Here is a 22,262-nt window from a genome sequence, read left to right as displayed (position 1 = left end):
TACGTATGGAACCTAAGAACTCTTATATTGACATCATGCGCCGTCGTCAATCAATTAGAACGTTTGACTCTGTGAAACTATCAAAATCAAACCTCAGTCAATTAACTTCTTACATTAATAAGGAGAAAAATCAAATAGGGCCTTTCGGAGGGAAAGGCTTGGTTACACTTGTTCAAGTTACGAATAACCATACAGAAAAAGGAATCAAGCTCGGTACATATGGTTTCATTAAGAACCCACAAGCGTACTTAGTTGGTTCAGCTAAAAACGAAAAATATGCTTTAGTAGAATATGCTTTTCTTTTTCATAAAGTACTGTTATTTGCAACACAATTAGGGCTCGGAACGTGCTGGATGGGTGGGACTTTCTCGAGGAATTCGTTCGAAAAAGAGATTCAATTACAAGAAAATGAATTTATTCCTATGTCAGTTTGAATTAGCTTGTAAAGAATTAAATATACATGGACAATGGTTTGTATCAGAACCTGAACTAGGAATTTTGAATGAAAAAACGGAGTATGTTGTAAGTTGGAAACTGTCCTAAATAAAGTTGGTAGTCACTTTTAACGCCACTACTGATGCCAGACCTGGAGAATTGAAGGACATCTTCGGTTGAAGCTAGACTCTCACCTTTTCTAATAAAAACCTATCTTTCCAAGCTTAGAAAGATAGGTTCTTCATTCTCACTCCAACAATTCACGTGTTTTTTCTAGAATTTCCTCATCTTTCAGCCTAAATTTAAATTCAACTCTTCTAGATGCTTGATTGCTATATTTCCCTGCTTCATCTGAACGACCTTCTGAATACGATCTTCCATTGACTGTGAGCTTTGTCTTTAAATGTTCTTGAATATTTTTATACGGGAAATCCTCACTGAGTATATACTCTGCTACGCTAAATGCTCGCTGTTGGGACAATTCTAGGTTATACAAATAACTTCCGTGACGATCGGCGTGTCCTTCAATGATAATTTCCGAGATATACTCCTCATATCCATTTTCAAGTAATACATCCAAATAGGCTGGAACAAATTCATCCAAAAATTGAAATGCTTCTGGCTTTAGAACAGCTGCATCAAATTCAAACAAAATGTCTGTATTAAAAATCAATGCGCCTGTCTTCTCATCAATCTCAATCTTCAAATCAGATTCGGTGAATTCTTCATTTAAATCTTGAATGATATTCACTCGAACCCCCATGATCTGATCAATCGTTCGTTTCATCTCCTCAATCTGAAACGATTTGATCACCATCATGATGATAAAGATTAAAATAAAACAAAGAAGAATCGCCGTTAACAAATCGGTGAATGATGGCCAAAAGTGACTTTCTTCATCTTCACGCTGAAATAATCGTTTGTATTTATTAATCATTGGCTCCAACCCTTATACTGCTTTTTCTACTCGCCTCTTCAGAAAAAGTTTGTAACTGACGGTTCAGCAGTTGGATTTCTTGATTTAACTCTTGCACAAGCTGTTGGATTGAACGTGCACTTCTTATTTGGCTTTCTTCTGTTATTTCACCTATTTGCTTGAATTCTTTCTTTAAGACTGAATTAATTTCGGTTACGTAATCCCCTATATTCCTACTCGCCTTTTCAAGTTTATCACCAAGCGTTCCTTCTAAATTAGCGACATACCTTGATAATGTATCTTTTAAGATGCCTACGTTTGATTCCATTTGATTTTCCCTTTGGTTAAAAGAGTCAGTCATCTGTGTCACTGTTCGATTCAAATCATTCAACAATTGCTGATTTGTCATTCCTAACTGTTCATAATAACGGGATGCATCATTTAAATATGTTTCATATGCACTTGAATTGGCAGAATGCATTTTTAAGTGATTGTAAATTTCGTGATTGTATTGCTTTAATTCGTCGTAACGATTTCCGAGAAGAGTTTTATACTCCCCTTGAGCTCGGTTTATTGTTTCGAGTTCATCAGGTAAACGAGAGATCGTATGTCCTAGTCTATGAAAATCATTTTTCAAATCATGTAAATTCGTAGTCATAGCTGATAATTTTGAGCTGACATCATGTCCGAAAATCCGTTCAAACTGTTGATTGTTCTCTTTCATCGCTTTAACGAGCTGATCACTTTGTCCAAGCATTCTTTCAAAAGCCGTCTGAATCGATTCCTGCCTATTAGCAATTGCAGAAAAGTAATCTCTTAAATCACCGACTGAGTCTTGGAATTGATTCATTGATTCGATCTGAGACGTTGAGAGTTCATCTATTTTCTTATACGTTTCTGTAAACGCACTAGTCATTTTTTCATTTCTTTGATCCATTTTATAAAAATAAGAGAATAATTGATCAAAATTTTTATTAAGCTTTTTAACTCCTTTATCAAACCCTTCCGTCATCTCTTTGACTCGATCAAAGATCACAGTGAAATCTTTTAAATTCTCTGATAGTCCTTCATTAAACTTCGCTAAATCTTTCGCTGATTGCTGCAAGCCGACCGTATATTCTTGAAAGCCATGGAATGACTCGACAATACTCTGCATTGATTCTTGATTGGATTCATGTAAATCAACAATGGATGTATGAATCGTTTCTGATACTTCAATGAGGCGGGTCATCCCGTCCTTTTCCTTCTCTTCTAAATGTGATTCTGTTTTGAGCATGATGTCCGTTAACAGAAATTCCGTATTCCAAACACGGGTCATTACAGTCATGAGTAAGGATAATCCCATCCCTGCAATACTCGTATAAAAAGCTACATCAATGCCTGCAAGCACCAAAGCAACATTCTCGACTAATTGATCGCCTGTTGCATCAATACTTCCAAGGGACATCGCTAGTCCAATAAATGTTCCTAATACACCTACTAATATAAAAATCGATACCGTCATTTGAATCATCTTAATCAAACTTACAACCGGTACATTGAACATTCTCCAACTTGAAAATTTTTCTTGTACAAATGTCTCAGCTTTTACTGATTCCTGTTTGTTTTTTTGTTCGAATTCTTTTTGAAACGAATTAACCGGTGCCATTTCTAATGAATTCGTTTCTCCTATAAAATTTCGAATCGTTCTTAGTTTGCTAAACAAGAGAAAATGAACGAAAACCGCTGCGGCAAATGTGACAAATAACACCATAAATATGAATTCTACCAACGGATTGGATACAATCGATTGGGCTTGCTGTTCATTCGTAAATAATGTCAAAATCGCTTCAACCATTTCCAAATCCCCCTATTTAACTATGACTTGTCTCCAGTTTTTTATACTTATTCGAAGACTGGACAAATCATGCATGAGAGTAAGTGAAATAATCGTGGAACATGAAAATACGCTTGAGTGATCAAACCCAAGCGTGTTCAAGGAATTTTAAGTTGGCATTTTCCATCTTTATTTTTGAAAACGAGCCTCAACCTCTTCTTTCTTCACATTCAATAACACATTTACCGCAAATAAAATGACTGCGACTAATACACATGTTGCACCAATTGGAATTAATACTTCGAGAGCTGAATTCCCTTGTAATAAGAGAAAAAGCCCAACCATCATGAGTGGAAGTCCAATGTTATGAAGCCAAAAATGAATCTTTCCTAGCATACTAGATCCCGCTTTTGGAAATAAGATGTAAATCAGTCCAGCTAATGTCATGGACGTCCACCCTAACAAATTCACATGAGCATGCACCCCTGTCAGATGATACGCATGGGCAACCGACATATAATAGCCTAGTGAGACGCCAAGAACAAAGTACAATGCAGAAACTTTAATGAGTTTCACTCCCATATGATTCCCCCTCCTTCTCTAGCATTATATAAACACACACACTACTATATGCCTAATCCTCTCCTCCTAACGAGAAATTTTGTTAGGACTTTAATTGATTCCCCCTGCACCAAAGGGCCTATTTACACACAAATTTAAGCCCACTTCGGTTTGAAGTGGGCAAATTATTTTAGCGATTATGAAATTCATTAGGATGAGGACCTTTACGACGATCGCGATTCAGTTGATTAATCTCATCCATTTGCTCCTCCGTTAATTCAAAGTCAAAGACATTAAAGTTTTCTTCAATTCTTGATGGTGTCACTGACTTTGGGATAACGATGTTGTTCTTTTGCAAATGCCAACGAAGTACAACTTGTGCCGGAGTTTTGCCTTGTACATCAGCAATTTTTTGTATAACTTCATCCTTCAACACATCGCCACCTTGCTCAAGAGGGCTCCACGCTTCTAAGAAGATATCATGTTTTGCACAAAAGTCCTTTAACTCATTTTGTTGAAGGTATGGGTGACATTCCACTTGATTTAAAACTGGTTTAACCTCACACTCTTGTAAGAGGCGCTCTAAATGTTCAATTTCAAAGTTACAAACGCCAATTGCTTTCACTCGTCCATCGTGATAAAGCTTTTCTAATGCTTTGTATGTATCAACGTACTGATCGAACTCAGGAGTTGGCCAATGAATTAAATATAAATCAACATAATCAAGCCCTAATCGTTCTAGACTTTCATCAAAAGCACGTAACGTGTTCTCAAACCCTTGATCACTATTCCACACTTTTGTTGTGATAAAGAGCTGCTCACGAGGAACAGAGGCTTCTTTAATGGCTTTCCCAACGCCTCTTTCGTTCTGGTAGATCATCGCTGTGTCAATGGACGTATAACCAACTTCGATGGCTTTCCTCACTGCAGTAGTCGCTTGCTCATCTTCAACTTGCCAAACGCCATAACCAAGCTGCGGCATTTTCACACTATTATTTAATGTAACAAAATCCATTGTACATTCTCCTTTACACATTTTGATCACTTACCTTTTTAACCTATAACGTTTAACAAATACTGTCAACAAATATGTACTACGTCATCCAAGAGTTTCTCCAAGAGTGTTGATTTTTATCACTTCCAACTATTGTTGCTAATGATTTAACGAAATACGTAAACGATAATAATGCATTGTGCAAGTAATCCCAAAAAAAATGGAGGCATAACGATGTCTAAAAATAAAAACAGCAACAGCAGTGGAACAAAGCAGCAAAATAACAAAAGCAGACCGAAGCATAAAACAAGTGGAAGTGCGAATGGGCGTAATAGCTATCATTAGTCCAGCACAGGAATAGCTTGACATATTCAAGCTATTCCCTTCTTAATTTTTATTGAAAATTATTCCAATTAGTGGTTTAACATTTGAAAATTTGGGTATTCAAAAAAAGATACCGATTTTCAGGAGTGAACGCAATGTTAACAAAAGAACGTTGGAAAGTATTTTGGCAAGGTTATGAGTATGACCTTACAGTTAAAGAGAGCTCAGAAAACGTACAGGTTTTACGTCGAAATGAAGATGACTATTTTATTGCTTTTGTGAGAAGCCCTATCTCGACAATTAAAATAAAAGAATTAGGTCTCAAGTATCAATACATCTATTTTATTTATACATACCAAGAAGACGAGCAGGAGCCTTATCGCGTCGTCTGTTATAAAAATAAAAAGATAATTACATTAGATACAACATGGTTAAGCTTCATGGACGTGTTGACGTATTTATATGAAGGATTTGGTTTTGATCTTGAAGACGGCCATGAAATCATAAGCGAATAGTATATATGTGAATGAAATGGACTTTCTTATATTTATATAGAACGAACAGTATGTTTATTTACAACAGCGCTGTTCGTTCCAATCTTGTTAAAGAATAAGGGAAGCTGAACTATAATAAGAACAATATAAGTGGCAACGTAATCATCGAGACGATTGTTGTAATAAGCGTAATTCCAGATACTGCTTCAGGCTCGCAGTAATACTTTGTCGCTATTAAAGTCATCACAACTGCGGACGGCATAGCAGCTTGAAGAATGAGTACATTGGATAAAAGCCCATCAACGTTCATTATAAATTGAACAATGAGAAAAGCCAGTACCGGTGAAATGACTAACCTTAAAATGATCCCATAGTTAATCACTGACCACGCCTTTGTAAAAGTCACATTCGCTAATTGCATGCCAAGTAAGAGCATGATAATTGGAATTGTCGCTGTAGCCAACATATCGACTGGTTGAAAAAGAAACATTGGAATAGTTAATTCAAGCAGTTGAAGTCCAATCCCGAGTATCGCGGCGTACACAATCGGCATTTTCAGTGTTACGATCAGTGTGGCCTTTAAAGTGGTTCCTTGTTTATTCGCTATAAATACGCCCAATGTATTCATTAGAATTGTTTGAATAACCCAATAAGCAATCGCTAATTGAAAAGCTACTTCTCCAAGTGCAAATAAAATAAAAGGACCACCATAATTTCCTGCATTCATAAAAATGGTAGAAAGCAACAAACCATTTGTCATCTGAGCTGTTTGTTTTCTTAATTTCCCAATAAGCAACACAAGAGCTGCAAGGAAAAGCATTAAGAAGAACTGAAAAATAATGATATTTTTCAAGTCTCCTTTAATATCAACTTCATAAAGAGTTCGGAAGACTAAACATGGCAGTAACAAATAAAAAGCAGTTTGCGAAAGAGAATCAATCTGCAAACCAAACTTCTTTCTTAGCACAAAGCCTGCAAAGAAAATTGCAAATACCGGAAAGACCACTTCAACAAGTATGAACATTTGAAACACCTATCTCTGCTTAAATTTATCTTCCTCATCTCAAATGGAAAATCAGTTTACACCATTTTACAAGTGTAAACTGATTTATCTTAACCGTTAAGCTTAACTGTTTCCTTTAACAATGAAAACTTTGTTAACTTAGGACCCTTTTTTGTTCGGGTAAGAATTTGCTCTGGCTCTAGACAGTATTCCGCTAATGCGATAGCACCGATTGGTGTTTCCAGTTGAACATCCACCCTAGTTTCAATATTTGTAAGCTCCTGATAGATTTGCCTTGCTTTTTCTACTAACAGTAACTGAGGCTGCGTCCGGATGATCAAATCTAAATCACTTTTAGTCGTGAGAGTCGGTATCCCACTTGCCAGCTCAAACCCCGCACTTCCACCTGGTCCCCAAACGATATCATGATTTGAAAGAATTTCATCTACTTCATGTAACACTTGAAGAACTTTGATCTCCTGTAACCGTGGATTTTCTAACCATCTTTTTTCATTTGCTAACTTTTCTGGAGAAATTACTTCTTCCAATTCATCCATGTGTAAAAAAGCTGCATACCTATGGGAACGTGATTTCCCTCGAATGCCCACGGGAATCATTTCATTTTCGATTGGAGCCCGTCTCACGACAACAAATGGCGCTTCATGCATCGCTTCCGTTACCCATTCCTCACATGCTTCATTGTCCAAGAACGAGGGCATTCCTTTAACTCTAATTAAATCATGCGTTCTTAACTCCATTGTTCTGCCAACTGCTTTCTTACCAAGATAGATGTGATTCGCCCTTCTTCTCTTGCTTCTCTGGACCTGAGACGATTGCCTAAGTCCGTTTGTGAACCTCTCGTATCTATAATAGCAGCTCGTAACTTCTCCTTTATGATAATACAATCCTCAACATCTGGGGCATCTGCATTGATTCCTTCTATTAATTCATGCAATGCACCAAGCTTTTTAAAAGAGTCAATGTCATAAGCCATCGCTGGTGTTTGCTTTGTTGCTACTTCTAGTTCCTCCACCGTTCTTCTTGTAATTCTAGCGGCTGATTGCTTTGACATGACATGAACATGCACATTAGGATCCTTTAACGCGAGAATCCGATTGGCTTGAAGACCGTGTGCTAAAAATGCACCTGATATCGCATTTCCAACAATAAGTGTAATTACAGGATGGCCTGCTAATCGAGCTGTTGCATAAGCATCAGCCGCTGCTGAACAAGCTAAGTGAATGCCGACTAATTCCTCGTTATAGCCATAGGCTTGACTAGGAACATCCACTATTGCGACGATCGCTCGTTTGTCTCCACCTTCATCTTCCTTAATAGCATTCCTTACCGATTCTGCAATCGTCCACCCTTCTTCTAGCCCTACCTCTCCATTTCGCGCTCGAGGAAAGCGGCTATTAGGATTCGGAACGACTGCGATAAATCGGGCACGCTCGTCTTCGAGCATACCATCTGCACATTTCACGGACGGAACACGAGAATGAACCTCTTCTGACGGATCAGTCAATGCTTCAAACCACTTAAGTCCTCGACTAGATCGTTCTTTTGTACTCTCATGACCGACATACTTAACTAACTCTTCGTGTCCTTCTTTAACTTTTTCGAAAATGTCTCTCAGCTCTATTGGAGTTAAATGTTGCGAAGGGTCAATTGACATTAGCAACGATTGAAATAATTCTACTTGTGTACTTCTTGGTTGCTGATTGAGTCCGCTTTGATACACTTCTCTAACTTGGTTTCGAATCGTCTCACGATCATCTTCAACGAGATGATCAACGCCCCCAGTCGCAAGCCTTTGCACACCGCCAATCGTGTTCCAAATGAGCTGTCGATTCCTCGAATCAAATTCTTCAATTCCTGCTTCTTGCTCGATTACTTCTGGTCCATTCAGCCCAATTCTCCCTTCACGTGTAATAATTAATGAGCTGAATAGCCCTGCCGTAATCGACATCCCACCAAAGGAACCAATTTTTCCTGGTATCACCCCTACAACAGGAATGTAGTTTCTTAACGCAACAATCGCAGCACCAATTTCAGCAATCGATAATAGTCCATAATTCGCCTCTTGAAGACGAACGCCCCCTGTATCAAACAATAAAACAGGTCGAGTCGCGATACCTTTTTGATTGTCTTGAAGAGCTAATTCCAGTGCTCCGGCGATTTTTGCTCCAGATACTTCACCAATTCCTCCTCCTTGAAATTTTCCTTCTAATGAAATAACGATTGCCGATTCACCATCAATCTCGCCTCGACCAAGAACAACCCCATCATCACTTTGCGGAACAATTCCTTGATTCTGAAGATGTGGAGATTCAAATCCATCAAAAGGTCCTAACAGTTCTCTAAAGGTACCTTCATCCAAGATCGCAATCGCTCTTTGCCTAGCATCTTTTTCAACAAAGCTATCCTTAAGCATTTTCATAACGTCTGCTCACCTCCAAAACTTGTTCTAAGCGCAATAACACAACACCAGGGGTTGCCCCAAAATCATTTATCTTTATGGTTGCCGCAATATCGTGAGTAGAAAAGAAGCGATCTAATACCTTCTTCCATGTCGCTTCAAACCCATCTATTCCTGTTCTTAACTCGATTTGAGCATACGGTTCATTAGATGGCTCAAGTAATATTTCCAAGTCACCTGAACCTACGACTCCAACATGCGCACGATGAACATTGCCTTTAGAAGCTGGATACTTATATAAACGTGTTTCCAAAATAATCACCTCAATAAAGTTAGTTTGTAACACTTGATTCAAGGCATCTAGACTTAGTAGATGTATTGAACGCATCAAGGAAGATCGTAGCGGCTAATAAATCAGCACTTCCACCAGGCGAAACACGACGTCGTTCGCACTCGAGATCTAGATCAGCTAAAGCTTCCCAGCCTGCTGCTGTTGAGACGCCTCCCTGTACCAAAACGCGATCCGCTTTTTCTTTAATGACTAACAAAGTGTCCATCCCACCTCGATGTAAAATACATGTATCATCTAAATTCGCCATTAAGGCAAGGAGCGTATCAATCCTCGCATGTAATTCAGACTTTGCTTTTTGGCGAGCTTTGTGTAAAGCAGGTAAGCCAATCAGCCTTAGATGAGGAAAGCCTTGTTCTGCCTCACCTTTTGCTCCAGGAACCCCGTAACGTTTTTGGATACGTAACCCGTTCGTTTGTTGAGTAGGAACGTAGCGATCATGATAACGGGCAAGTTCTCCAGCTAACTTAGCAATTGTTTCACTGTCAGTATCGGGGCTTGCCATCGCTTTGCTTGAAATTAAAAGTCCTAATGCCCAAATCGCACCTTTATGAGTGTTAACCCCACCGGTCGCTCGAAACATAGCCTTTTCACCACTTCGGCCAATCTCAGCAATTTTTTCACGAAGGGATTGACTTGGTTTTTGCTGATAAGACACTAAAGCTATTTGCGCAAAAGTTTCTTCTAACGCCTTCGCCGACGTAATCATCAACTCACAAGACATATCTGAATGGGAACCACTATTTTGCTTGTCAACAAGACCGGGCTTCGGCGTTAATTCAGCTTCTTCAATCAAGGCTGTTACCGCATGCTGGGCTAAAATCTCACTACAATCCATTGCAGTTTGCCAACTCATTAAATCCCTCCTCTTACCAACTACGGAACTTAGCTGGTGGGTGATATAAATGATCTGACCAATCTACTAGCTCTTCTACACTTTTAGCTGCCAGCAGTGATCGTTTCGCATCTGTTCTTCTAATTTGTAAATCTTCTGGAAGAGCCAATATACCTTTTTCACGCAATTTCAATTTCGATTTAACCGTACTCTTTAAGCCAATTGGTGTAACTCCTGCAATGGAAGCAATCGCTTCCCTTCTTTCTTCAATGCTATCTGTTTTATATAAATAAGCTATTCCCTCTTCTGTCACAACATGGGTGACATCTTCTCCATAGATCATCACTGGTGTCGTTTCTAAATTCGCATCGTCACGTACCTTAATCGCATCAAGCGAGTCGACAAAAACAGGCTGATTCCCCGCCTGGAATGTCTCTACCATCTGAACAACAAGCTTCTTTCCTTTCGCGAGTGGATCATCTGCTGTCATCATGTTTAACCACGCAGGAGAAGAATGGCGTCTCCCTCCTGGATCGTGCCCCATATTCGGCGCTCCACCAAAACCAGCAAGCCTTCCTGCTGTTACCGTTGAAGAATTCCCATCACGATCCATTTGCAAGGTTGAACCGATAAATAAATCAACTGCATACTGACCTGCTAACTGACAAAGAGTCCGGTTCGATCGCATACTGCCATCTCTTCCTGTAAAAAACACATCTGGACGAGCTGCAATGTACTGTTCCATTCCTACTTCTCCACCGAAACTATGAACACTGTCTACCCAGCCACTTTCAATCGCTGGAATCAAGGTTGGGTGTGGATTTAAAGCCCAATGCTTACAGATCTTTCCTCTTAGTCCTAGTGATTCTCCATATGTCGGTAGCAATAACTCAATCGCAGCTGTGTTAAAGCCAATTCCATGGTTCAATGACTCTACTTGATGCCGCTCATATACACCGCGAATAGTCATCATTGCCATAAGAATTTGCAGTTCAGTAATGTGTCTTGGATCTCTAGTGAACAACGGCTCTAACTGATAGGGTTTATCTGCTACGACAATGAAATCTACCCAAGAGCCAGGAATATCGACTCGTGGTAAATCATCAGTTAATTCATTTACTTGAGCTATAACAATTCCATCACGGAAAGCCGCAGCCTCTACCAAGGTTGGAGTTTCTTCTGTATTCGGACCTGTATAGAGATTCCCATGCGCATCTGCTTTATCAGCAGCTACTAAAGCAACAGAAGGTGTTAAATCAATGAACAGCCTGCCGTACAGTTCAACGTATGTGTGAATTTCTCCCATTGTCAGCTGCCCATCTTCTAGCATTTGTGCCATTCTCAAACTTTGTGGACCTGCATATGAGAAATCAACTTTATTGGCAATTCCTTTTTCAAAAATATCAAGGTGTTCGGGTCTTGATATACTCGACATGATCATATGTAACTGGTTTACTTTATTGGGATTGATCTCTGTTAAAGACTGAGAAAGAAAAGAGGCTTGTTTTTGATTGTTGCCTTCTAGTACAACTCGATCTCCAGAGACTAATAGTTCTTCTAATACTTGAACAATATTTTCAGTTGCAATCACTTTTCCACATGTCATTTTTTCAACCTTTGAAAGACGTTTTGCCTTTGCATCTCGCCTTGTTGTCCAAGACCTCTTTTTAGCTATCTGTTGATTTACTAGTTGACTCATTCCAATCTCCCCTTTCAATTCATCCGTATTGTAAACGCTTACGTTTTAGTTTTCTACTGACTGCTCTCTATTGATTAATAAACTTGTAGATCGAATTCCCATTTTCATTACAGAGATTGCCCTAGCATCAGGAAATGCTGCGCTTGCAAGATCGGTTAACACATGATTTGGCGGTAACTCCACAAATAACCGCGTCCCCCTCTCATAAAGTATTTGCGTGATTTCATGCCACCTGACGGGCTTTGAAACATTGAAAGCTAATTCTTCTTTAATCAACTGCGCGTTTCGCAACAAGCGAGCTGTTCGATTTGAAGCAAATGGGATCCTCGGGTTGCGAAACGTTATTTGTTCTAATGCACATGCCAGCTCATTAGCAATGGGCTTCATTAACTCACAATGGGACGGAACATTCACTTGCAATAATTCGGCTTTACGAGCCCCTTCTTTTTTTACTGCTAGAAGTAGCTTATTGATTCCCTTAACCGATCCTGAAATAGTTACTTGATTTGGTGAATTAATATTTGTGAGATAAATTGGTTCGTTATTAATGGACAACTGACCAATGATTCTCTCAAGCTGATTGGACATTATTCCTGATACAACTCCCATACCATAGCCAGACGGATAGGCTCTTTCCATTAGTTCGCCTCTTAATTTCACTATCTTAACAGCATCTTGGAACGAAAGAACATTTGCAACTACTGCAGCTCCATAAGCCCCAACAGAGTGACCTGCTACTGCATCAGGTTTCACCCCTTGTTCTTCTAGAAGTCTTGCTGAAGCAACGCTCGCTACAAGTAAAGAAATTTGCACCGCAACCGTCGAACGGAGTGACTCTTTCGTATCTAGATGCAAGACATCTTCTTCTAAAGCTTCACTTGCTTCTCTTAAAGCCTCATCAACGATAGAGCTTCTTGGTAGATCATGAAGCATATTCGCTTGTTGGGAACCTTGGCCAGGAAACAAAAAGGCAACCTTCATAATGCCTCCTTTCTCAAAACAAAGTCGATTGTCGACAATTTATTTTGTGTAGAAGCCTATTAATGCTCAATAGGCTAATACTCATTTGCATTCATTTTCAAAAGCTTTTGCATGCTTGTTATCACATATTCATTGTGTTTATTTACCATATGAATAGCCTCTGTTAATTTATTGTTACTTAGTAAATCTACAATTAATGCATGTTCTTTAATGGATTTTTCAATATTTCCCTCACTAGCAAATGACATGCTTTGAATCGTTAACAAAGGTAGTTCCATACGAACGTACATATTTTTAATAATTTCACTCTTACTCATCTCTATTAAGCACATATGAAAAGCATGATTTAATTTTGTGTATTTTTTATAATCCTTTTCTTCTTTCATATCTTTTAGTAGCTCTTTCATTTTGTTTACAATAGAAAGATCTACTCCTCTTTCAAGAATTCGTTTCATGACGAGAGATTCCAACATAATTCTAATTTCAAGTAAATCAATGATCTCAGCTTCCGTGTAGCTTTTGACAACTGCACCTTTTCGAGGAATTCGCTCTACTAGACCTTCAATCGTTAGAAGATAAAGAGCCTCTCTCACCGGTGCACGACTTGTTCCATATTCTTCTGCATACGCGTATTCAACTAATTTCTCACCTGGCTTTAACTCTCCCGTGATAATTTGTTGAGTAATTCGTTCTGCAATTTTATTTGATAACGAATTATTACTAAGATCCATATTACTCATGGAATATCTCACCCGCTTTCTTAATAGACTACAACAGCATGGTCGACTGTCGATTATCATTATACAACAACTCACAATACGTTTTCAATATTTTAGAAAATTTAAAATAATAGTTGCATTTTCCTTTAGACCCTACTATCATTGGTTTTAGAACTTTCAGTCGACAGTTGACACCACAGTTGCAAACGCTTACAAATGTAAAGGAGGGATCCACTTTCTTACTTCATAAAACCTTACAAATTACCTCTTTGGCTTTCTACTTTTCTGTTTCTCCTTATCTTTAACCGCTATCACCTTATTACCTGTAACACAAAAAACGATATGAAGGATGTGAGTAAATGGTTATTTACGGAGTTGCTTTACTGTCCATTTGTATGTTGATTGGTGTCTTTTTGGGTGATTTACTAGGAGGTCTCGTTGGTGTAAGCGCTAATGTTGGCGGTGTTGGGATTGGGATGCTTCTTCTCGTATTGTTGGTAGATAAATTAAGAAAGAAGAAGCGCTTAAACGAACAATCACAAGAAGGATTACAGTTTTGGAGTTCCATCTATATTCCTGTTGTTGTCGCAATGGCGGCCCAACAAAACGTTGTTGCAGCTCTTGACGGTGGTCCTCTCGCTCTACTAGCAGGACTTTTTGCAACAATTGTCAGTTTCGCTCTCGTTCCTTTATTAACGAAAATCGGTAACGACAATACAAATTTTCCTGAAGATGAAATTCAGTTAAAAGAAGCGAAATAGGAGGAATTTAAATGGTAGAGATGCTGACTGGAGTATTAGAAAAGAATGGGCTTGTTACAGCTTTTGCCCTTGTTGGAATTACAATGTACCTCTCTTACATTATCTCAAATAAATTAACAAAAGGACGGATCCACGGTTCAGCCATTGCCATTATTCTAGGTCTCGTTCTAGCTTACTTTGGCGGTATTCATACAGGTGGAGAAAAAGGCCTTGCCGACATTTCTATCTTTGCTGGAATCGGTTTAATGGGCGGTGGAATGTTAAGAGACTTGGCGATCATAGCCACTGCCTTTGGAGTACGTCTTGAAGAAGTAAAAAAAGCTGGTCTTAACGGGATAATAGCATTATTTGTCGGGGTCTTTTCCTCCTTTTTAGTCGGTGTTATTGTAGCCCTCTCCTTTGGCTATACGGATGCAGCAAGTTTAACAACAATCGGAGCCGGGGCCACTACTTATATTGTTGGTCCGGTTACAGGGGCAGCGGTTGGTGCTAGTTCAGAAGTCATTGCGCTTAGTATCGCAGCTGGCTTAATTAAGGCCATTTTAATCATGGTTGCAACCCCTTTTGTTGCAAAATATATTGGGTTAAATAACCCGCGTGCTGCCGTTGTATACGGAGGACTAATGGGTTCAACAAGTGGTGTTGCAGGAGGATTAGCTGCAACAGATCCGAAACTAGTCCCTTATGGGCAATGACCGCAACTTTCTATACAGGCTTAGGCTGTTTATTGGTTCCATCTGTTTTGTTTTTAATCATGCAAGCAATTTTTGGATCATAATAACACTAGGATTGAGGAAAGTAAGAGCCTCAATCCTCTTTTATTTCTATTATTAAGTGAATTTATATTTCACGATTTAATTCAAGAGCTGTCTCAAAAAAGGGTCGTCTCAAAAGGTTAAACCAAACCTTTTGAGACGACCCCTAGTTTACGTTATTTAATGCTTTGCACTTTTTTTATTTGTGTCGAGAAGTAATTGCTTAATCTCCTTAATGTCTTGCTTTAACTCTTGATTTTCCTTATAAAGTCGGTCCATCTGTTCTTCTCGTTTCGCTTCGTCATCCTGACCAAGATAGCTTAAGATAACGGCAACAACTAAGTTTAGAATAACTAATGCCCCAATAATGATAAAGGTAACAAAATAAGCCCAAGCCCATGGAATTTCATTTATAATCGGTCTTGCAACCTGACTTGCCCATGATTCAAACGTCACAACTTGCATGAGCGTAAATAAGGCTGTATGGAAGCTTCCAAAGAACTCATACGGAAGAACTTCACTGAAAAAGGTTGTCCCAATGATCGCATAAATAGAAAAGATCAAAATGGACAATCCTAATATCCCTGTTAATGCTGGTACAGACTTCATTAAGGAATCAATGATTTTTCGTAATGCAGGAATGGCTGGTATCATTCTGATCAAACGTAACACCCTTATGAGCCTTAGGACACTAACAAAAGGTGTCGCATAAAAGACAATGCTTCCTATCACAATACTAAAGTCAAAAATATTCCACCGATCAGAAAAATAGCCTCTAAACCCAAGTCCAATAATTTTGATGATTAGCTCTAGTACAAAAATCCAAACAATGATTCTATCTAATGCTAGTAATAGATTGTTACCAGTAAAATATGTCTCAGCAACAATAATCAAGCCATTCAATAAGATAATGGCAATCACAATTGGCTGAAAGTGTTTATGTTCAATTAACTGCTTAATCTTCATTCTAAGTGAATCATTATTATTATTACTTGTTTCTTCTTTTAATAAAGGTTCCATTGCGGCAACCTACATCTCCCTTCTATTATTGCTGTTTTATCAATCATCATATTTTACTATTATATCAGGTTCATGATTCAAGAGAGATTCATAGCTATAAATATTACTTTGTAATTTATGACAAAACAATGAACATTAGTAGATAAGGGATTGTTCTTCCAGCCCCTCTAAGATTCTTTCCACATAACTTACAGGCATTTCATCTACTCCTCTTTAAGCTTTAGAAGTCCCAGCCTTATGCTTTTCAGTATAACTAAGACAAAAAAGTCCTATAAATGCGATTTTTATCCTAATGAAATCGCTTTACTTATGTTAAAAATAGAGTATACCTTCATAAAGGAGTGCTATTATGTTATATCCTATTACAACAGAAACTCGTGGTGTTATCGACTTAAATGGAACATGGAATTTCAAATTAGATGATGGAAAAGGATTTGAGCAAAAGTGGTTTGAGACAAAACTGACTGAAACTATCCCAATGGCCGTTCCTTCTTCCTATAATGACATAGGTGTTACAAAAGAAATTAGAAATCACATTGGTTACGTATGGTATGAACGAGAATTTACTCTTCCCTACTATCTATCTGATGAGCGTATTGTATTACGATTTGGCTCAGCTACTCATAAAGCGATTGTTTATGTAAATGGTCAACTCGTAGTTGAACACAAGGGTGGCTTCCTACCATTTGAAGCAGAAATTAATAAATATTTAATAGAAGGAAAAAATCGAGTAACCGTAGCTGTTGACAACATTTTAGATGAGTCAACTTTACCAGTCGGTCTTTACAGTGAATCGGAAGAAAAAGGATTAGGGAAAGTGGTACGAAACAATCCAAATTTTGACTTCTTTAACTATGCCGGCTTGCATCGTCCTGTGAAAATCTATACAACTCCAACTACTTATGTTAACGATGTCACGGTTGTAACAGATTATACGAACACAACCGGAAAGGTTGATTATGAAGTTGATTATCAAGGAAATGACGCGACAGTAAAAGTAAGTGTAATTGATGAAGAAGGGCAAATCGTTGCATCAAATGAAGGTGCTTCTGGTTCCGTGAACATTGAAAATGTCACTCTATGGGAACCATTAAATGCTTATTTGTACCACTTAAAAATAGAGTTGCTTTCAAATGATCAAATTGTAGACGTATATGAAGAGCCTTTTGGTGTCCGTACTGTGGAAGTAACCGAAGGAAAATTTCTAATTAATAATAAACCTTTTTACTTTAAAGGGTTTGGTAAACATGAGGATTCTCCTATTAATGGAAGAGGCTTTAATGAAGCTTCTAATATAATGGATTTCAATATTCTAAAGTGGATTGGCGCCAACTCTTTCCGTACAGCCCATTACCCATACTCAGAAGAACTAATGCGTCTTGCAGACCGCGAAGGCTTAGTCGTAATCGATGAAACACCAGCTGTTGGAATTCACCTTAACTTCATGGCGACATCTGGGTTAGGAAAAGGAGAAAAACGAGATACATGGAAAGAGATTCAAACATTTGAGCATCACGAAGATGTGATCCGAGACTTAATTGCCCGCGACAAGAATCATCCATCCGTTGTAATGTGGTCGATTGCAAATGAAGCAGCAACTGAAGAAAAAGGGGCTGCCGAATATTTCAAACCACTTGTTGAATTAACAAAAGAGCTTGATCCGCAAAAGCGTCCAGTAACGATTGTTCTATTCATTATGGCAACACCGGAAACAGATCAAATCGCTGAGCTTGTCGATGTCATTGCGATTAACCGTTACTATGGTTGGTATGTAGACAGCGGAGATCTTGAATCCGCCAAAGCACATTTACGTCAGGAATTGATTGATTGGGACAAGCGTTGTCCAGGAAAACCGATTATGATGACCGAGTACGGCGCTGATACCGTAGCTGGCTTTCATGATATTGACCCAGTTATGTTTACCGAAGAATATCAAGTCGAATTTCTACGCGCTAACCATGAAATCTTCGATGAATTTGATTATTTTATCGGAGAACATGTTTGGAACTTTGCTGACTTTGCTACGAGCCAAGGAACGATGCGTGTTCAAGGAAATAAAAAAGGTACGTTTACACGTGACCGAAAGCCAAAAGCTGCCGCTCATGAATTACGCCGTCGTTGGAAAAACATCGCTGATTTCGGGTACAAAAACTAATGTAAAGTATGAAAGGTTGTTTTCAGAAGGATCGATTGTCCTTTTGGAACAACCTCTTTTCATTTGAACGATTGTATGGAGCCACCTCCCCTCGCTTCATTTTCATTACGTCTCCTCCTCGCGAAATTGAGATGGTGTCATGCCGGTCTCTTTCTTAAACACCCTCGCAAAATAAGAGGAGTCCTCGTACCCTACAACCCATGAAATGTCCTCAATCGATAGGTTTTCATTCTTTAATAAATGTTTCGCTTTGTTTAATCGCAGCATTTGGTGATAACCAGATAATGTATATGACGTCTCTTGCTTAAACTTTCTTGATAAATGACTTGGGTGCGTATGATAGATCGACGCTAATTCTTCCTTATTTAAGGGTTTGTCGTATGAACTTAGTAAATGTTCAATGATCTTTTGCGTTAAGGTTGAGTACTTCTTCAATGAGTTGGACAAAATTAGATCACAATATTCTTCTATCATCCGCTCTTCTAATTTGTAAAGGGTTGTCAGTTGGCTAGCTTGCTCAATTTCAAAAGCATACTTCTCTGAGATTCGATGAATCAAAATGGAAGAAACTTTACTAGTTCTAGCTGCTGTTCGCAACAAAGTGTTAAGAACAATGGCTAAATTTTTCAGACGACGAAGCGGTTGGTTCGGAAATCGTTCAGAAAAGGAAAATAGTGTTGACATATTACTTGAGTTCATAAGTTTTAATGCTGTTTTCTTATCTCCTTGTTCTACCGCATATATAAATTCTTTCTCGATCTTGTAGCGCACATTTACAAGTTCTGCATCTTCATCAATATGATTCATTTGATCCTTTATTGAACGTTTGTTTTTATCAGCAACTATGATTTTTGTTTGTAGCTTTTGATCAAGTAATGCCCTAAATTGACCAAGAACACTAGCAAAACTATTTGCCTGTTCACCTGATAACACATGAACCTTCTCACATACTACACGTAAATCCTGACTTTGATCATTACTTAATTGATAATCAATTGTTAATCTATAATGGTTAGGTGTTCGCTCAAAATAGGGGCCAATAATGATCGTATACATTTGCTCTAACACCCTAAATCTCCGTCCAAAATAATGTAAGCCCCATTCATTTATATACGAATAGACTATTTCTTCTTCACCATCTTCCGTCATTATTTCATATAAAGCTTTTACATTTTCTGCATTATTTCCCGGCATAAACATTGGAATAGAGATCGATTCGTTTTCATAGAAGAGATCTCCGTCCTGATTTAAAACATAAACATTTAAATTCGTTATATAGTGAATTTTCATTGAAGTAGAAATGATTTGAGACTCATTCATACAAATTCCTCCGTGATTAGAAAAAACAATTTATCAGTCCTGATATTGTAATAATAATCCTAACGAGCTTGTTTTCTGTTTATTATAATAAAAACATAATAACGCTTTCAACTATCAATTAACGTTACTTTTTATATTCTTACTTGAGCATTCTATATTTTCAATAAAATGAAAGCGCTCTTTATAAACTAATAAAAGAGGAGAACAACCTATGAAGAATCAAAACAAAGAAACCATGTTGGCTAAAACATTAGATATCATCTCAGGAAGTTTTACACCGATTATCGGTTTATTAGCCGGAGCTGGATTATTGAAGGCTTTCCTATCTGTTTTAACAATGCTAGGATGGCTTTCACCAGGGGATGGAACTTATATTGTTTTATCAGCCGCAGGAAACGCAGTTTTCCATTTCTTGCCTGTATTTTTAGGAGTTTCAACGGCGATAAAGCTCGGTGTCAGTGGCTATGTTGGAGGTGCCGTTGGTGCATCGCTTTTCACTCCTGATATCGTCCATTTAGTTGAGGGAGGCGTTGAATCGATTGATTTTCTAGGGATGCCTGTTCTTTTAAATAATTATTCTTCAACTGTTTTCCCCATTTTTATTGCCATGTTTGTTTATGCTGGCTTAGAGCGGCTCTTAAAGAAAATCATCTACAAAGATATTCAAATGTTTATCAATCCGATGATTTCTCTACTTGTGCTTGTCCCTTTAACGCTCCTCGTCTTTGGACCGGTGGGTACAATTTTTGGTGAAGGACTTGCATCTATTATTGATTCTTTAAGTAGTAGAAGTGGGCTTTTAGCTGGAGCTGTTTTAGGAAGCGCATGGACATTCTTAAACATATTGGGTTTACACTGGACAATTGTTCCTATTGCCCTAGCAAACCTTGCGACAGGTCCTGATCCGATTATTGCTATGGCAGCTGCTGCACCATTTGCACAGGTGGGAATCGGCGCAGCCGTCTTTCTCAAAACAAGAGATACAGACTTAAAAGCTCTTTCAGCAAGCGGAGTCGTTCCTGGTGCACTAGCTGGTACGACAGATGCAATTAGCTATGGAATTATTCTTCGCTTTAGGAGAACAATGATCTATGTAGCAATAGCAGGAGCAATAGGCGGGGCGATTAACGGCAGTATGGGAATAGTCATGAATACTTTTGTATTACCAAGTATGTTATCTATTCCTGCTTTTACTCCAATCTGGTTATACATTATCGGAGTTAGTACTGCTTGTATCATAGGGTTTCTCTTAACTTTCATTTTTGGCTTTGAGAACAAATCAGAAAAAAAGAACGAAAATGGACTATTATTTGGGGTAAAACCTGAAACCATTACAAGTCCGATGCAAGGAAAAGTTGTGCCATTACACACAATGAATGAACCACTTTTTTCAACAGAAATGGTTGGAAAAGGAGTTGCCATTGAACCAGATAGCGGTCAAGTATTCTCTCCAGTTGATGGAGTCGTCACTACTTTATTTCCAACAGGACATGCTATCGGCATTACATCAAAAGACGGGGCAGAAATCTTAGTCTACATTGGCACCGACACGATTCAATTAAAAGGAAAATACTTCACGCAACACGTTAAACAAGGGGATTCTGTCAAACAAGGTGACTTACTGATTGAATTTAATTTAGATGAACTTAAAGCTGCAGGTTATCAATTAACAACGCCGGTAGTCATCACTAATACAAATGAGTATCAAGAGGTAGAATCGCTTAAACATGATTCGGTAGACTCAAAAAGTAAGTTATTAAAATTAACCGTTTAATTACAAAGAAGAGGGTGTCTCATAAGGTCTGTTTTAGACCTTTCGAGACACCCCTTTCACTATTTTATAGTTCAAATTTTCGTTTCAAATAATGATAAACTCCGTCCTCATCACAAGTAAAATCAGTCACGTCTTTAGCGACTTCTTTCACATAATCTAGGGCATTTTTCATTGCCACAGGGTAATGAACCAGCTTCAACATTGGCAAGTCATTGTCACTATCCCCATTGCCATTACTTCTGACTCAGAAAAGCCAAAGTGATCGATAATCTGTTTTATTCCTGTTGCTTTATTAACATTAGCCACCATCACTTCAACGTTATGTAAGGAGGATACAGAAGTCGTAAAATCTATTTGTTCCTTTAATTGGTCAAGGACCTCTTTCCACTTATTGATATGCTCTTGCGTCCTAGCGAAAAAATAAAACTTCGAAAATCGACCTTCTTCAATTTTTTCTTTCCAATCAATTTCTTCCCTAATCGCCTTTTTCCTTGAACTCCATTCATTGATTCCGACCCCTTCTGGCTTAGGATCTCTAATTTCATGTTCAACATAGGATTTGTCTTCTCGTAAAGTGACCCGCTCCGTTCCGTATGGAAAAAGTTCATAATACACTTTGTTTTCTCTTGCTTTCTCAATAATTAAGTCAACCAGTTCACGAGACAGTGAATGTTCAAATATAACTTCTTGCCCGACATAACCAGCCATTCCGTTTGATGTCACAACACCATCAACTTGAAAACCTGATGGGACAAGCTCCCAAACCTCATCAAATGCTCTTCCAGTCGCAATAAAAACATAGAGCCCCTTGCTTCGTAACTCATCAATTATTTCTTTTGTGTGAATACTCACCTCATTTTGATGATTCAAGATTGTCCCGTCCATATCTAAGAATACAGCCTTTACCTTTTCTATCATTATTTTCCTCCTAC

Annotated in this window: 19 protein-coding genes and 2 pseudogenes; 6 read left to right on the top strand and 15 right to left on the bottom strand. The window is 38.3% G+C overall.

What is annotated here, in order from left to right:
- Positions 1 to 5: 5 nt before the first annotated feature.
- Complete coding sequence (locus tag BkAM31D_RS07380) at positions 6 to 434, top strand: nitroreductase family protein (RefSeq protein ID WP_066152500.1); 429 nt, start codon at positions 6 to 8, stop codon at positions 432 to 434.
- A 248-nt stretch (positions 435 to 682) separates the two neighbouring features.
- Here BkAM31D_RS07380 and BkAM31D_RS07375 read toward each other — a convergent pair whose 3' ends face one another.
- The 4 genes from BkAM31D_RS07375 to BkAM31D_RS07360 form a co-directional block, all read right to left on the bottom strand.
- On the bottom strand, positions 683 to 1,372 hold the full coding sequence (locus BkAM31D_RS07375; protein WP_066152502.1) for an OmpA family protein: 690 nt from the start codon (positions 1,370 to 1,372) through the stop codon (positions 683 to 685).
- Complete coding sequence (locus tag BkAM31D_RS07370; protein WP_066152505.1) at positions 1,365 to 3,188, bottom strand: MotA/TolQ/ExbB proton channel family protein; 1,824 nt, start codon at positions 3,186 to 3,188, stop codon at positions 1,365 to 1,367. The genes BkAM31D_RS07375 and BkAM31D_RS07370 overlap by 8 nt, the downstream gene beginning before the upstream one ends.
- Positions 3,189 to 3,356: 168 nt before the next feature.
- The gene (locus tag BkAM31D_RS07365) at positions 3,357 to 3,749 is read right to left on the bottom strand and encodes a cytochrome-c oxidase (RefSeq protein ID WP_066152507.1); all 393 of its coding nucleotides are present in this window, start codon (positions 3,747 to 3,749) and stop codon (positions 3,357 to 3,359) included.
- A 169-nt stretch (positions 3,750 to 3,918) separates the two neighbouring features.
- A complete protein-coding gene (locus BkAM31D_RS07360; protein ID WP_066152510.1) occupies positions 3,919 to 4,743 on the bottom strand; it encodes an aldo/keto reductase in 825 nt (274 codons plus the stop codon).
- A 458-nt stretch (positions 4,744 to 5,201) separates the two neighbouring features.
- Here BkAM31D_RS07360 and BkAM31D_RS07355 point away from each other — a divergent pair, with 458 nt between their 5' ends.
- Positions 5,202 to 5,561, top strand: a complete 360-nt coding sequence (locus tag BkAM31D_RS07355; RefSeq protein ID WP_066152513.1) for a hypothetical protein — start codon at positions 5,202 to 5,204, stop codon at positions 5,559 to 5,561.
- A 109-nt stretch (positions 5,562 to 5,670) separates the two neighbouring features.
- Here BkAM31D_RS07355 and BkAM31D_RS07350 read toward each other — a convergent pair whose 3' ends face one another.
- The 8 genes from BkAM31D_RS07350 to BkAM31D_RS07315 all read right to left on the bottom strand — a co-directional run bounded on the left by BkAM31D_RS07350 (position 5,671) and on the right by BkAM31D_RS07315 (position 13,566).
- Positions 5,671 to 6,564: an AEC family transporter gene (locus tag BkAM31D_RS07350; RefSeq protein WP_066152515.1), complete on the bottom strand. Its 894-nt coding sequence runs from the start codon at positions 6,562 to 6,564 to the stop codon at positions 5,671 to 5,673.
- 89 nt (positions 6,565 to 6,653) lie between these two features.
- The gene (locus BkAM31D_RS07345) at positions 6,654 to 7,301 is read right to left on the bottom strand and encodes a malonate decarboxylase holo-ACP synthase (RefSeq protein WP_066152518.1); all 648 of its coding nucleotides are present in this window, start codon (positions 7,299 to 7,301) and stop codon (positions 6,654 to 6,656) included.
- Positions 7,292 to 8,983, bottom strand: coding sequence for a biotin-independent malonate decarboxylase subunit beta (mdcD, locus tag BkAM31D_RS07340; protein ID WP_066152521.1), 1,692 nt, complete (start codon positions 8,981 to 8,983; stop codon positions 7,292 to 7,294). Before mdcD ends, BkAM31D_RS07345 begins: the two co-directional genes overlap by 10 nt.
- Positions 8,970 to 9,275 (bottom strand): malonate decarboxylase subunit delta, encoded by a 306-nt coding sequence (locus tag BkAM31D_RS07335; RefSeq protein WP_066152524.1) that lies wholly within the window; start codon positions 9,273 to 9,275, stop codon positions 8,970 to 8,972. The genes mdcD and BkAM31D_RS07335 overlap by 14 nt, the downstream gene beginning before the upstream one ends.
- A gap of 19 nt (positions 9,276 to 9,294) precedes the next feature.
- Positions 9,295 to 10,167 (bottom strand): triphosphoribosyl-dephospho-CoA synthase, encoded by an 873-nt coding sequence (locus tag BkAM31D_RS07330; RefSeq protein WP_066152527.1) that lies wholly within the window; start codon positions 10,165 to 10,167, stop codon positions 9,295 to 9,297.
- A 13-nt stretch (positions 10,168 to 10,180) separates the two neighbouring features.
- Positions 10,181 to 11,845 (bottom strand): malonate decarboxylase subunit alpha, encoded by a 1,665-nt coding sequence (gene mdcA, locus BkAM31D_RS07325; protein ID WP_066152531.1) that lies wholly within the window; start codon positions 11,843 to 11,845, stop codon positions 10,181 to 10,183.
- 45 nt (positions 11,846 to 11,890) lie between these two features.
- Entirely contained in the window at positions 11,891 to 12,826 is a 936-nt protein-coding gene (mdcH, locus tag BkAM31D_RS07320) for a malonate decarboxylase subunit epsilon (RefSeq protein WP_066152535.1), read from the bottom strand.
- 74 nt (positions 12,827 to 12,900) lie between these two features.
- Entirely contained in the window at positions 12,901 to 13,566 is a 666-nt protein-coding gene (locus tag BkAM31D_RS07315; RefSeq protein WP_066152536.1) for a GntR family transcriptional regulator, read from the bottom strand.
- Positions 13,567 to 13,904: 338 nt separating this feature from the next.
- On the opposite strand from BkAM31D_RS07315, the gene madL reads away from it, so the two are divergent.
- The gene (gene madL / locus BkAM31D_RS07310) at positions 13,905 to 14,306 is read left to right on the top strand and encodes a malonate transporter subunit MadL (protein ID WP_066152539.1); all 402 of its coding nucleotides are present in this window, start codon (positions 13,905 to 13,907) and stop codon (positions 14,304 to 14,306) included.
- A gap of 11 nt (positions 14,307 to 14,317) precedes the next feature.
- Positions 14,318 to 15,084 (top strand): annotated as a pseudogene (gene madM / locus BkAM31D_RS07305) (malonate transporter subunit MadM).
- 157 nt (positions 15,085 to 15,241) lie between these two features.
- On the opposite strand, the gene BkAM31D_RS07300 reads toward madM, so the two are convergent.
- The gene (locus BkAM31D_RS07300; RefSeq protein WP_066152545.1) at positions 15,242 to 16,081 is read right to left on the bottom strand and encodes an ion transporter; all 840 of its coding nucleotides are present in this window, start codon (positions 16,079 to 16,081) and stop codon (positions 15,242 to 15,244) included.
- A 349-nt stretch (positions 16,082 to 16,430) separates the two neighbouring features.
- Between BkAM31D_RS07300 and uidA the strand changes: the two genes are divergently transcribed.
- A complete protein-coding gene (gene uidA / locus BkAM31D_RS07295) occupies positions 16,431 to 18,236 on the top strand; it encodes a beta-glucuronidase (RefSeq protein ID WP_066152549.1) in 1,806 nt (601 codons plus the stop codon).
- A 105-nt stretch (positions 18,237 to 18,341) separates the two neighbouring features.
- Here uidA and BkAM31D_RS07290 read toward each other — a convergent pair whose 3' ends face one another.
- Positions 18,342 to 19,556: a helix-turn-helix transcriptional regulator gene (locus BkAM31D_RS07290; RefSeq protein WP_066152552.1), complete on the bottom strand. Its 1,215-nt coding sequence runs from the start codon at positions 19,554 to 19,556 to the stop codon at positions 18,342 to 18,344.
- A 211-nt stretch (positions 19,557 to 19,767) separates the two neighbouring features.
- On the opposite strand from BkAM31D_RS07290, the gene BkAM31D_RS07285 reads away from it, so the two are divergent.
- Positions 19,768 to 21,330 carry a glucose PTS transporter subunit IIA gene (locus BkAM31D_RS07285; RefSeq protein ID WP_066152555.1) on the top strand — a complete coding sequence of 521 codons (1,563 nt, stop codon included), beginning with the start codon at positions 19,768 to 19,770 and terminating at the stop codon, positions 21,328 to 21,330.
- 64 nt (positions 21,331 to 21,394) lie between these two features.
- Here BkAM31D_RS07285 and BkAM31D_RS07280 read toward each other — a convergent pair.
- Positions 21,395 to 22,248: pseudogene (locus BkAM31D_RS07280) on the bottom strand (HAD family hydrolase).
- Positions 22,249 to 22,262: the final 14 nt, after the last annotated feature.

Source organism: Halalkalibacter krulwichiae (assembly GCF_002109385.1).
Lineage (GTDB): Bacteria > Bacillota > Bacilli > Bacillales > Bacillaceae_D > Halalkalibacter > Halalkalibacter krulwichiae.
Note: the sequence above shows the minus strand (reverse complement) of the source record. Positions and strands in the feature narration are given on the sequence as shown.